Raw genomic sequence first — 11413 nt, 5'->3', positions numbered from 1 at the left:
AATAGATCAGAGCATCCCTAACGCTAGGTAGATTTAAAAATGCAGTGTAATCCTGCAGCCTATCCCGGCCGAACTGTACGCTTACGCGGCAGCCAGGCTAAGCAGATCAACGAATTACTCCCCTTTGTCCCGCCCAACCCCGCCATCTAATCTCGCCACCTCGAATCCAGCGGAAAGCAGACCAGCAGCATGCTTTCATGGGGTGAGGGCTATGGCAAGCCGCGCGCAGTTGTCGTAACCCAGCTCAGCAAACAATCGGCGCCGGATACTGGCGCCCTGCCCTGCGCGGCTGATAACACACCGTGCTGCGATGAAATCCCTCCTCGGCATTCGCGTCACGCCAGCCGGGCACGCCAGACAGGGGTAGCGGGCGTAGTTCGAGGGGATCGTGGAGGACTTTGCCGGAGGCGATCAACTCGGCGCAGCGAGTGCGTACGGTCGCCATATCCTGCGAATCGTCGGCCTGGAATACCAGCGCCTTGCCGACCAGCAATTGTTCGGGTGTCAGCGCCTGCTCCAGCAGAGCGTGGCCGAACAATTCGGCCTGGATGCTGCCGTCGAGCCAGGCTTGCCGGTGACGCCAGAACAAGCCGTACCAGTCGTGCTCATCCCATAGCGCCAGCAGCGCGGGATCGCGCACGAGCACGATGACACCGCCTTCGTCGAAGTGGGTGAGTGCGTATTGCTCGCGGGAGCGTTGTTTCGGGCCCATGCGCGCGATCTCGCTGATCTGGCGCTGGTTCAGTGCTTGCTTCAGGGCGGGATAGCGCAGCCATATGAGTGCATTGAGCAGGTCGTGCCAGTTGCCTTCGCGGGTGGCGATGTCGCCGTGTTCGGCGATGCGCTGTTCGTAGTGCAGGCCGTCAGCCAGCAGGATCGGTGTCTGCGCCACAAAACGCTGACTGAGGTCGGCTGGCCGCAAGCCATTGAGCATATCGATGGACGGCCATGCCGCCGCTTCGAGCAGGGCGGCGTGTTCGTGCCACGCCGACAGCGGTGACCGGTCGAATACCAGTGGATCGACCGTGCCACGCGCGGGCGCGACGTAACGCATGCCGCGTCAGATCAGCTGGAGGGCCGGGTTGGCCAGCCGTGCGTGCAGATCGTGATCGCTCGCCGACTCGACCACGACGTCGACGAACTGACCGGGGCGCAGTTTTTGGCCATCGGCGATCAGCACCGTGCCATCGATCTCCGGCGCATCGGCAGCGGAACGCGCCACCGCGCCGTCGGGGCCGGCCTCGTCCACCAGCACTTTCATCGTGCGGCCGATCTTGCGCTGCAGTTTCGCGGCGGAGATTTCCGCCTGCACGGCCATGAACTGTTCCAGCCGGTCTTCCTTCAATTCCTCGGAAACCGGATCGGGCAGTTCGTTGGCTTTGGCGCCATCGACGGGGGAATAGGTGAAGGCGCCCACGCGATCGAGTCCGGCCTCGCGCAGGAAGTCGAGCAGTTCCTGGAACTCCGCGTCGGTTTCGCCGGGAAAACCCACGATGAAGGTGCTGCGGATGGTGAGATCCGGCACCACCTTGCGCCAGTTCTGGATGCGCTCCAGCGTCTTGTCGATGTTGCCGGGGCGCTTCATCAGTTTCAGGATGCGCGGGCTGGCGTGCTGGAACGGGATGTCCAGGTACGGCAGGATCTTGCCGGCCGCCATCAGCGGCATCAGCTCGTCCACGTGCGGGTACGGGTAGACGTAGTGCAAGCGCGTCCACACGCCCAGTTCGGACAGGCCCTCGCACAGCTCGGTCATGCGCGTGCGGTACGCCTTGCCGCGCCACTCGCGCTCGGCGTACTTCACGTCGACGCCGTAGGCGCTGGTGTCCTGCGAGATCACCAGCAGCTCCTTCACGCCGCCCTTGACCAGCTTTTCGGCCTCGATCAGCACCTCGTCGACCGGGCGCGAGACCAGGTTGCCGCGCATCGACGGGATGATGCAGAAGCTGCAGCGGTGATTGCAGCCTTCGGAAATCTTCAGGTACGCGTAGTGCTTGGGCGTCAGCTTCACGCCCGTGTCCGGCACGATATCCAGGAAGCGGTTGCGCTGCGGCGGCAAGGCAGCATGCACCGCGCTCATCACGCTGGCGTAATCCTGCGGACCGCTCACCGATAACACCTCGGGATACGCCTCGCGGATCAGGCTCTCGCGCTTGCCCAGGCAGCCGGTGACGATGACCTTGCCGTTCTCGTTGAGCGCGGTGCCGATGGAATCCAGCGACTCCTGCACCGCCGCATCGATGAAGCCGCAGGTGTTCACCACCACCGCGTCGGCCGCGTTGTAGCTGGGCACGATCTCGTAACCCTCGACCTTCAGCTGGGTCAGGATGCGCTCGGAATCGACCAGCGCCTTGGGGCAGCCGAGGCTGACGAAACCGATCTTGTGGGCGGGCTGGGACATGGGCTTGGAATACCGTGGCGCGTGCGGGGTAACCGGAAATTATACGGGAATGGCGCGCAGCGTCGTCCCCTCCCACACCGATCACCCTGCGCGGCTACGCTCAGCCCGAACGGTTGAGGGAGGCCGGAAGCCGCCCGAGCCGACAAGCACGACGAACCCACTCTGACGACCAGCTTGATGTTCCCCGTTCCGGCCATTCTCGCCCCCTTCCCGCTCCGCGCTCTAAAATCACTTTTTCCCCGCAGGAGCCAGCCATGGGTCAGCCCATCAACATTCCCACCTCCGGCACGCAGTGCATCGGTGGCTATCTGGCGCGACCACAGGGCCAGCCGAAGGGCGGCGTGGTGGTGATCCAGGAGATTTTCGGGGTAACCGCGCATATCCGCGACATGGTCGACCGCTTCGCCGCGCACGGCTACGTGGCGATCGCCCCTGCGTTCTTCGATCGACTGGAGTCCGGCGTAGAACTCGCCTATGACCGCGGCGGTGCCGCCCGGGGCAAGGCGCTGATCACCGAGCTGGGGCTGGAGCGTGCGCTGGAAGATGTGGCCAGTGCGGCCGAATCCATCGCCTCGGCGGGAAAGATCGGCGCCGTGGGCTATTGCTGGGGCGGCACGGTGGCGTTGCTGGCGGCGCTGCGTTTGGGCCTGCCGTCGGTGAGCTACTACGGCGCACGCAACCTGCCGTTTCTGCATGAAACGCCGAAGGCACCGGTGATGTTCCACTTCGGCGAGAAGGACCCGAACATCCCGCCCGAGATGGTGGCCAAGCATCGCGATGCCCTGCCGCAAATGGAAACTTTCACCTATCCGGGCGCCGATCACGCGTTCAACCGCGATGGCAATTCCAGCTACCACGAAGCCAGCGCGAAGCTGGCAATGCAGCGCACGCTGGATTTCTTCGCAACACAATTGGCCGCCGCATGAGCTTCACACTCGACCCGCGGCTCGCCGCCGATACCCTGGCCCTCACCACCCTGCCGTTGTGCGAGGTGCGCCTGATGAACGACGCGCGCTACGCCTGGCTGGTCCTGGTGCCGCGCCAACCGGGGCTGGCCGAAGTCACCGACCTGGCCGATGACGAGCGCGCACGGCTGTGGCGCGAGGTGGATCAGGCCGCCGCCACGCTGCGTTCGGTGGCGCCGTGCGACAAGCTCAATATCGGCGCGCTGGGCAATATCGTGCGGCAACTGCACGTGCACGTGGTGGCCCGTTGCGAAGGCGATGACGCCTGGCCCGGGCCGGTGTGGGGCCATGGCGCGTCCGTGCCCTACCCGCAGGACGAGGCGACGGCGCGACTGACAGCGCTGCGTCAGCACTGGGGGCACGAAAAAGCCCGCGACTGAGCGCGGGCTTTCGTTGCGGCGGGGAGCGGCTCAGGGTTGGGGATTGGGATCGAAATCCTTGCCGGTCGCATCCTTGCCGCGCTGGTGCTCGTTCATCTGCACTGGCGCGTGGGTCTCCTGCAACGGGCGGGCTTCGGTCTCGATCGGGTTGATCCGTTTCAGCGTGCCGTCGTCATCGAAATACACCGTGAACTTGTAGTCATCCTGCATCCGCGCCATGTACTGCAGGTGCTGCTTGCGGATCTTGGAGTCATCGCTGCGCTCGAGCAACACGGTCTTGGGCAGCTTGCCCTGGTCCTTCAGGTAGGCGAAGTGGCTGCCGGTATCCAGCGCCGAAAGCACCGCGCCATCGACCAGGAACTGGCCGTCCTTGTACGCCTTGATGGTGGCGTCGAACTGCGTGCGCATGGAGTCGGTGCTGACGCCCTCCTTGGTGCCGCCCAGGCTGCAACCGGCGAGCAATACCACACTGCCCAGCAAGGCCATGGCGGCAATTCGGGTCAGCAGGATGGAAAAACGGATCATCGGACTCTCCTGAAAAATCATCGTTGCACCGGCGAAGTGTAGCGGCCGCCGGCGGTCCTGCGGACCACCGGGCGTGTTTCATTCACGTACGCGGCAGGGTCACACCCTGCTGGCCCTGATACTTGCCGCCACGGTCCTTGTAGCTGGTCTCGCATTCCTCGTCGGATTCGAGGAACAGCATCTGCGCCACGCCTTCGTTGGCGTAGATTTTCGCGGGCAACGGCGTGGTGTTGGAAAACTCCAGCGTCACATGGCCTTCCCACTCCGGCTCCAGTGGCGTCACGTTGACGATGATGCCGCAGCGCGCGTAGGTACTCTTGCCCAGGCAGATGGTGAGCACCTTGCGCGGTATCCGGAAGTACTCGATGGTGCGCGCCAGCGCGAAGGAATTGGGCGGGATGATGCAGACATCCGCCTCCACGTCCACGAAGCTGCTCGGATCGAACGACTTCGGGTCGACGATGGTGGAGTTGATGTTGGTGAACACCTTGAACTCGCGGGCGCAGCGCACGTCATAGCCGTAGCTGGAGGTGCCGTAGGAGATCAGCCGCTGCTCGTCACGGACCTTCACCTGACCGGGTTCGAACGGCTCGATCATGCCGTGCTGCTCGGCCATGCGGCGGATCCACTTGTCGGGTTTGATGCTCACGCTGTCTCCGCTGGTTGGCTTGGCGGCCCGGAACGGCCGGGCGCAAGTCGGCAAAAATACACGGTCAGGGCATCGCGGCGCCAGCCGAGGCCCGTCAATCCGCCGCCAATGCTTCCACCAGCACCCGCAGCGCCACCTGCAATTCGGCGCAACGGTCGGCGCTTTCCAGCACCTGCGTCACCGAGCAGCCGGCGCCAGGCAAGGACACCGTCACCGGCTGGGCCGCCAGCAGTTGCGCGGACATGGTGGACAGGATTTCGGCCAGCGCCTCCTGCGCGTGATATGAACCGCGCGCCGCGGTGTTCAGCAACAACACCGGCTTGCCGGGAAAGTCCGGGCTGCCGACCAGCCAGTCCAGCAGGTTCTTGAATGCGCCGGGCACGCCATGGGCGTACTCGGGACAGGCGATCAGCAAGGCGTCGGCCGAGTCCACCGCCTCGCGCAATTCGGCGACCGCGGGCGGCAACGGATCGGTCTCCGCATCGGGATTGAACAGCGGCAGCTCGCCGAGCCCCTTGTAGAGCAGCAGCTCCAGCGTCGATGGCGCCAGCCGGTACGCCGCTTCAAGCGCCGCCGAATTCGACGACACGCGGCGCAGGCTGCCGGACAGGCACAACACCTGCGCCACCACCTTCATGCCGCAGGCGCGCCCTGCACCACGATCTTGCCCAGGCCCAGCGACTTGTTGCGCGGCTGGCGCGACAGCCGCCCGGCGGCGTTGCGGGCGATCTCGCGGTAGCGCGCGGCAAGGTCGGACTCGGGCATCGCCACCACCGTGGGGTTGCCGCCATCAGCCTGCTCGCGGATGCGGATGTCCAGCGGCAGCGAGCCCAAGTAGGCCGCGCCGTATTGCGTGGCCATGCGCTCGCCGCCGCCTTCGCCGAAGATGTTTTCCTCGTGGCCGCAGTTGGAGCACACGTGGGTGGCCATGTTCTCCACCACACCCAGCACGGGCACCTCCACCTTCTCGAACATCTTCAGCGCCTTGCGGGCGTCCAGCAGCGCGATGTCCTGTGGCGTGGTGACGATGATCGCGCCGGCCACCGGCACTTTCTGCGACAGCGTCAACTGGATGTCGCCGGTGCCCGGCGGCAGGTCGATGATGAGGTAGTCGAGCTGCTCCCAGCGGGTGTCGGTGATCAGTTGCATCATGGCCTGGGTCACCATCGGGCCGCGCCAGATCATCGGCGTGTCCTCCTCCACCAGGAAGCCGATCGACATCACCGGCATGCCATGCGCCTGCATCGGGATGATGCTCTTGCCATCGGGCGACGCCGGCTTGCCGTGCACGCCCAGCATGGTCGGCTGGCTGGGCCCGTAGATGTCGGCGTCCATCACGCCGACCTTCGCGCCCTCGGCCTGCAGCGCAAGCGCCAGGTTGGCGGACACGGTGGATTTGCCCACGCCGCCCTTGCCCGAGGCGACCACGATGATGTTTTTCACGTTCGGCAGCGGCCCCAGCGTGCCCTGCACCTTGTGCACGTGGATGCGGCTGGTGATCGACACCGCCGCGGCCTCGATCGCCGGATCCGCCTCCAGCGCCTGCCGCACGCGCGCCGCCAGGCCGTCGATCGCCGTGACGGCCGGATAGCCCAGCTGGATATCCACCGAGACCCGCGCGCCGTCGACGCCCACCGCCCGCACGTTTTCGGCCAGCGGCGCGCCGGTGTGGGGATCGATCAGGTCGCCGAGAAGTTGGCGCACCAGCGCGTCGGTAGCTTGTGTCATGGGAACTCGAAGTGATGATGGGGACAGCCCATTATGCCAGCGCGCCCGGGAGCGCCCGTTGATGCAGATCACTGGTGTCATGCCGGCTGCGGATGCCCGCCGGCGCTTTGCGCAATGCAGCTTGACGCCCTCCCGGATCAACGCCAGTCTGGCTTCCATACGCTTTCGTACGGGAGAAAAACGCCATGAAACACGCTTTTCGTCTCACCCTCGCCACCGGCCTGCTGCTGGCCGCCGGCAGCGTCTTCGCCGCCAACACCTCGCCCGTCGGCACCTGGAAGACCATCGACGACAACACCCAGAAGCCCAAGTCGCTGGTGCAGATCACCGAAACCGACGGCGAACTGCAGGCCAAGGTGATCAAGATCCTGCAATCGGACGACGGCCCGAATCCGGTGTGCGACAAGTGCAGCGGCGAGCGCAAGAACCAGCCGATCGAAGGCATGAACATCATGTGGGGCGTCAGCAAGGATGGCGACGTGTGGGACGGCGGCAAGATCCTCGATCCGAAAAACGGCAAGACCTACAAGGTGAAGCTGACCGTCAGCGACGACGGCCAGAAACTCGACGTGCACGGCTACATCGGTTTCTCGCTGCTGGGCCGCACCCAGACCTGGGAACGGCAGGACTGATATCCCGCCCCCACGAATGAAAAGCCCCGGCTGGTCCGGGGCTTTTTTTTGCGACGCGCCTCAGGCCGCCGGTGGCGCCAACACGCCGAGGCGGCAAAGCTGCGCACGCAGGGTTTCCGCGTCCCGAAACTGCAAGCCGTGCATGCCGGCCTGGAACGCGGCCGCCACATTGCGCGACGCATCGTCGATGTAGATCGTTTGCCGCGGAACGAGCGAGAAGCGCTCGATCGTGCGCTGGAAGATCACCGGGTCGGGTTTGGCCAATCCTTCCTCGCCCGACACCACGATGCCGTCGAACCAGCGCAGGAAGTCGTAGCGCTCGCGCGCCACCGGAAATGTTTCCCGCGACCAGTTGGTCAGCGCGTACAACCGCAGGCCGCGACCGCGCAGTTCATCCAGCACGGCCACGCTCGGCGCGATGGGGCCGCCCAGCATTTCCGGCCAGCGGGTGTGGAACGCGCCGATCAGCTCCGCGTGCTGCGGGTGCTGCGCGCTCAACATGGCCACGGCCTCGTGCCAGGAGCGGCCGGCATCTTGCTGGTGGTTCCACAGCGGCGTGCAGATCTCGGCCAGGAAATGCTCCATCGCCGCCTCGTCATCGAACAGATGGCGATACAGATAGCGCGGATCCCAATCGATCAGCACCCCGCCCAGGTCGAATACCACCGTGTCGAAACCGCTTTTCCCATTCATCACCGCACCACCCGCGCCGCTATTGAAACCATGATCAAAAGACCGCCCACCGCCGCCAGCGCGATCGGCAGGCTGCTGGCGTGGGCCAGAAAGCCGATCAGCGCAGGTCCGCTGAGCAAGCCCGCATAACCCAGCGTGGTCACCGTGGCGATGGAGACCGCGGGCGACACGCCGGGCAACCGCCCCGCCGCACCAAACATCACCGGCACGATGTTGGCCGCACCCAGCCCCACCAGCAAAAAACCGAGCATGGCGGCAGCCGGCCACGGCACCGCCGCCGCGATCAGCAAACCCGCCGCCGCCGTGGCCGCGCCGACACGCACGCTGGCCACCGGGCCGAAACGCGCGATCGTGCGATCGCCGGTCAACCGGCCCAACGCCATCGCCACCGAAAAGCCCGCATAACCCAGCCCGGCGGACGCCGCCGACACACCGCGGAAATCACGCAGGAACACCGCACTCCAGTCCAGCATCGCGCCCTCGGCCATGAAGCTGACAAAGCAGACCAGGCCCAGCAACAGCACCAGGCCACGCGGCCAGCGGAATACCGCACTGTGCCCGGCCGCGGCAGCGATCCGGCCGATCAGATGGCGCCATTGCGTGATGATGATCGACGCCAGCAGGCCCGCGATCACCAGGGCGGCAACCATCAGCGGCAAACCCAGCGCCAGCAGCGCGCTCATGCCCGCAGCGCCACTCAAGCCGCCCACGCTGAACAAGCCGTGGAAGCCGGACATCAACGGCCGCTGCGCGCGCCGCTCCACCTCCACCGCATGCGCATTCATCGCCACATCCACGGCACCCAGCGCCATGCCGAAATACAACAGCGCCAACGCCAGCGACACGATGCCCGGCGCCAGCGCCAGCAGCGGCAACGCCGTGCACAACAGCAAGCCGCCGATGCCGATCACCCGTCGACTGCCGAAGCGCTCGGTAAGCACGCCGACCAACGGCATCGCCACCATCGAGCCGCCGCCAAACGCCAGCAGCACCAGGCCCAGCGTCGCGTCATCCAGCGCCAGGCGCGCCTTGGCATACGGCACCATCGGCGCCCAGGCCGCCATGCCGATGCCCGACACCAGAAACGTGAGCCGCGTGGCGCGGGTCGCCGCGGCGAGGGGTGGCCCGTCGGTGACCGTGGGCACCCGTATCTGCATGGCGCGATTTCCATCAACAGCGAAGCCGCCCAATGTAGACAGCCGCGCATCGACGCGCAATCTGCGCCTGTCGCTCACCGCGCCATACGCGTTCGGTACGGCCGAAACGCCATGCCATAATGCGCAGTCATCATCGGAATCCGCACACCATGAGTCGCCGCCTTCTCGTCACCAACGCCCTGCCCTACGCCAATGGCCCGCTGCACATGGGTCATCTGCTGGGCTACATCCAGGCCGATATCTGGGTGCGGGCGCAGCGAATGAGCGGCAACCAGGTGGCCTATGTCTGCGCCGACGACGCGCACGGCACGCCGATCATGCTGGCCGCGGAAAAAGCCGGCGTGACGCCGGAGGTTTTCATCGACGGCATCCGCAAGAGCCACGAGGCGGATTTCGCCGCGTTCGGCGTGGCGTTCGACCACTATCACACCACGCATTCGGACGAGAACCGCGAACTGGCCACGCTGATCTACACGCGCCTGCGCGATGGCGGCAGCATCGCGCGCCGCTCGATCCAGCAGTTGTTCGATCCCGAAAAGCAGATGTTCCTGCCCGACCGCTACATCAAGGGCACCTGCCCGAAATGCGGCACGCCCGACCAGTACGGCGACAACTGCGAAAACTGCGGCGCCACCTACGCGCCCACCGACCTGATCAACCCGTATTCGGTGATGTCCGGCGCCACGCCCGTGCTGCGCGATTCGGAGCATTACTTCTTCGAGCTGGGCAAGTTCGAGACGCTGCTGCGCGACTGGTTCGCGGGCAAGTTCACCGACGGCAAGCCGGTCGCCAACAGCGGCGTCAGCGCCAAGCTGCGCGAGTGGCTGGACGGCGGACTGAAGGATTGGGACATCTCGCGCGACGCGCCCTACTTCGGCTTTCCGATCCCCGATGCGCCGGGCAAGTTCTTCTACGTGTGGCTGGATGCGCCGGTGGGTTACCTGGCCAGCTTCAAGGCGCTGTGCGACCGCACCGGGCTGAAGTTCGACGACTTCCTGGCCGCCGACAGCACCGCCGAAATGCACCACTTCATCGGCAAGGACATCATCAATTTCCACGGCCTGTTCTGGCCGGCGATGCTGCACGGCGCCGGCTTCCGCACGCCCACCGCGCTGCACGTCAACGGCTACCTCACCGTCAACGGCGCCAAGATGTCCAAGTCGCGCGGCACCTTCATCCAGGCGCGCACCTATCTCGACGCGGGCCTGCACCCGGAATGCCTGCGCTACTACTTCGCCACCATGCTCAACGACGCGCCGGTGGACGTGGACCTGGACCTGAAGGCGTTCGAGGAGCGGATCAACTCGCACCTGATCGGCAAGTGGGTGAACATCGCCAGCCGTACGGCGGGCTTCACGCAGAAGTTCTTCGACGGCAAGCTGGCCGACCATTTCGACACCGAGGAAGCCGCGCTGTGGCAGGAGCTGCTGTCGCACTACGACGGCATCGACGCGCTGTACGAAACCGGCGAGTTCGCCGAGGTCACCCGCCGCTTCGTCGCCATCGCGGATCTGGTCAACGGCTACATCGCGGCCAAGGCGCCGTGGGTGATCGCCAAGGACGCATCGCGGCGCGAGGAATTGCAACAGGTCTGCACGCTGGCCCTGCACGGCTTCCGCCTGCTTTCCGGCTTGCTGAAACCGATCCTGCCCGCCACCGTGGCGGCGGCGGAAACCTTCCTGGCCGCGCCGGTCGCCGATTTCGACGACGCCCGCCGCACGCTGTTCGGCCACACCATCCACGCCTTCGAACCACTGCTGGGCCGGCTCGATCCCAAGCGCATCGAGGCGATGGTGGAAGCCTCCAAGGAATCGCTGGGCGCCACTCCCGTCGAAGCGCCCGCTCCATCCAAAAAGAAACCCATGAACGACAGCCCGAAGCCCGCCGCAACGAATCCCGAATCACAAATCCCGAATCCCGGCCTGATATCCATCGACGACTTCGCCAAACTCGACCTGCGCATCGGCAAGGTGCAGGCCTGCGAATTCGTGGAAGGCTCGGACAAGCTGCTGCGCTTCGAGCTGGATGCCGGCGAACTGGGCACGCGGCAGATCTTCTCCGGTATCCGCGCGGCTTACGCCGAGCCGGAAAAGCTGGTCGGTCGCAACGTCGTATTCATCGCCAACCTGGCCCCGCGCAAGATGCGCTTCGGCCTGTCCGAAGGCATGATCCTGTCGGCCGGCAACGGTGGCAGCGACCTGTTCCTGCTGGACGCTGACCAGGGCGCGCAGCCCGGCGCCACCGTCCGCTGAATCAATCGTGCAGGCGCGCACCCTGTGCGCGATG

12 protein-coding genes are annotated in these 11413 nt (G+C 65.6%); 4 read left to right on the top strand and 8 right to left on the bottom strand.

Annotated elements, in window-relative coordinates:
- Window positions 1-244 precede the first annotated feature (244 nt).
- Both UU9_RS15425 and rimO read right to left on the bottom strand, forming a co-directional pair.
- Window positions 245-1054: a DUF3025 domain-containing protein gene (locus UU9_RS15425; RefSeq protein WP_007082705.1), complete on the bottom strand. Its 810-nt coding sequence runs from the start codon at window positions 1052-1054 to the stop codon at window positions 245-247.
- Window positions 1055-1060: 6 nt separating this feature from the next.
- Window positions 1061-2398 (bottom strand): 30S ribosomal protein S12 methylthiotransferase RimO, encoded by a 1338-nt coding sequence (gene rimO / locus UU9_RS15420; RefSeq protein ID WP_007082704.1) that lies wholly within the window; start codon window positions 2396-2398, stop codon window positions 1061-1063.
- Between the two features lie 254 nt (window positions 2399-2652).
- Between rimO and UU9_RS15415 the strand changes: the two genes are divergently transcribed.
- Both UU9_RS15415 and UU9_RS15410 read left to right on the top strand, forming a co-directional pair.
- The gene (locus UU9_RS15415) at window positions 2653-3324 is read left to right on the top strand and encodes a dienelactone hydrolase family protein (RefSeq protein WP_007082703.1); all 672 of its coding nucleotides are present in this window, start codon (window positions 2653-2655) and stop codon (window positions 3322-3324) included.
- A complete protein-coding gene (locus tag UU9_RS15410) occupies window positions 3321-3743 on the top strand; it encodes an HIT domain-containing protein (RefSeq protein WP_007082702.1) in 423 nt (140 codons plus the stop codon). The genes UU9_RS15415 and UU9_RS15410 overlap by 4 nt, the downstream gene beginning before the upstream one ends.
- Window positions 3744-3773: 30 nt before the next feature.
- Here the strand turns inward: UU9_RS15410 and UU9_RS15405 are convergent, their stop codons facing one another.
- The 4 genes from UU9_RS15405 to apbC form a co-directional block, all read right to left on the bottom strand.
- Complete coding sequence (locus UU9_RS15405; RefSeq protein WP_007082701.1) at window positions 3774-4268, bottom strand: hypothetical protein; 495 nt, start codon at window positions 4266-4268, stop codon at window positions 3774-3776.
- Window positions 4269-4350: 82 nt separating this feature from the next.
- Window positions 4351-4917 carry a dCTP deaminase gene (dcd, locus tag UU9_RS15400; protein ID WP_007082700.1) on the bottom strand — a complete coding sequence of 189 codons (567 nt, stop codon included), beginning with the start codon at window positions 4915-4917 and terminating at the stop codon, window positions 4351-4353.
- 94 nt (window positions 4918-5011) lie between these two features.
- Window positions 5012-5554, bottom strand: a complete 543-nt coding sequence (locus UU9_RS15395; RefSeq protein WP_007082699.1) for an NADPH-dependent FMN reductase — start codon at window positions 5552-5554, stop codon at window positions 5012-5014.
- Window positions 5551-6645, bottom strand: coding sequence for an iron-sulfur cluster carrier protein ApbC (gene apbC / locus UU9_RS15390; protein ID WP_007082698.1), 1095 nt, complete (start codon window positions 6643-6645; stop codon window positions 5551-5553). Before apbC ends, UU9_RS15395 begins: the two co-directional genes overlap by 4 nt.
- A 185-nt stretch (window positions 6646-6830) precedes the next feature.
- Here apbC and UU9_RS15385 point away from each other — a divergent pair, with 185 nt between their 5' ends.
- Entirely contained in the window at window positions 6831-7277 is a 447-nt protein-coding gene (locus tag UU9_RS15385; protein WP_007082697.1) for a DUF2147 domain-containing protein, read from the top strand.
- A gap of 60 nt (window positions 7278-7337) precedes the next feature.
- On the opposite strand, the gene UU9_RS15380 is transcribed toward UU9_RS15385, so the two are convergent.
- Both UU9_RS15380 and UU9_RS15375 read right to left on the bottom strand, forming a co-directional pair.
- On the bottom strand, window positions 7338-7970 hold the full coding sequence (locus tag UU9_RS15380) for an HAD family hydrolase (protein WP_007082696.1): 633 nt from the start codon (window positions 7968-7970) through the stop codon (window positions 7338-7340).
- Complete coding sequence (locus UU9_RS15375; RefSeq protein WP_007082695.1) at window positions 7970-9127, bottom strand: MFS transporter; 1158 nt, start codon at window positions 9125-9127, stop codon at window positions 7970-7972. The genes UU9_RS15380 and UU9_RS15375 overlap by 1 nt, the downstream gene beginning before the upstream one ends.
- A 149-nt stretch (window positions 9128-9276) precedes the next feature.
- Between UU9_RS15375 and metG the strand changes: the two genes are divergently transcribed.
- Window positions 9277-11379 (top strand): methionine--tRNA ligase, encoded by a 2103-nt coding sequence (gene metG, locus UU9_RS15370; RefSeq protein WP_007082694.1) that lies wholly within the window; start codon window positions 9277-9279, stop codon window positions 11377-11379.
- Window positions 11380-11413 lie beyond the last annotated feature (34 nt).

This window comes from Rhodanobacter fulvus Jip2 (assembly GCF_000264315.1).
Taxonomy (GTDB): domain Bacteria; phylum Pseudomonadota; class Gammaproteobacteria; order Xanthomonadales; family Rhodanobacteraceae; genus Rhodanobacter; species Rhodanobacter fulvus.
This window is presented reverse-complemented; position numbering and strand designations above follow the sequence as displayed.

Bases quoted from the DNA above. Each gene is read 5' to 3' on its own strand.
- UU9_RS15425 (WP_007082705.1), bottom strand. From the start codon at position 1,054: ATGCGTTACGTCGCGCCCGCGCGTGGCACGGTCGATCCACTGGTATTC.
- rimO (WP_007082704.1), bottom strand. From the start codon at position 2,398: ATGTCCCAGCCCGCCCACAAGATCGGTTTCGTCAGCCTCGGCTGCCCC.
- UU9_RS15415 (WP_007082703.1), top strand. From the start codon at position 2,653: ATGGGTCAGCCCATCAACATTCCCACCTCCGGCACGCAGTGCATCGGT.
- UU9_RS15410 (WP_007082702.1), top strand. From the start codon at position 3,321: ATGAGCTTCACACTCGACCCGCGGCTCGCCGCCGATACCCTGGCCCTC.
- UU9_RS15405 (WP_007082701.1), bottom strand. From the start codon at position 4,268: ATGATCCGTTTTTCCATCCTGCTGACCCGAATTGCCGCCATGGCCTTG.
- UU9_RS15395 (WP_007082699.1), bottom strand. From the start codon at position 5,554: ATGAAGGTGGTGGCGCAGGTGTTGTGCCTGTCCGGCAGCCTGCGCCGC.
- apbC (WP_007082698.1), bottom strand. From the start codon at position 6,645: ATGACACAAGCTACCGACGCGCTGGTGCGCCAACTTCTCGGCGACCTG.
- UU9_RS15385 (WP_007082697.1), top strand. From the start codon at position 6,831: ATGAAACACGCTTTTCGTCTCACCCTCGCCACCGGCCTGCTGCTGGCC.
- UU9_RS15380 (WP_007082696.1), bottom strand. From the start codon at position 7,970: ATGAATGGGAAAAGCGGTTTCGACACGGTGGTATTCGACCTGGGCGGG.
- UU9_RS15375 (WP_007082695.1), bottom strand. From the start codon at position 9,127: ATGCAGATACGGGTGCCCACGGTCACCGACGGGCCACCCCTCGCCGCG.
- metG (WP_007082694.1), top strand. From the start codon at position 9,277: ATGAGTCGCCGCCTTCTCGTCACCAACGCCCTGCCCTACGCCAATGGC.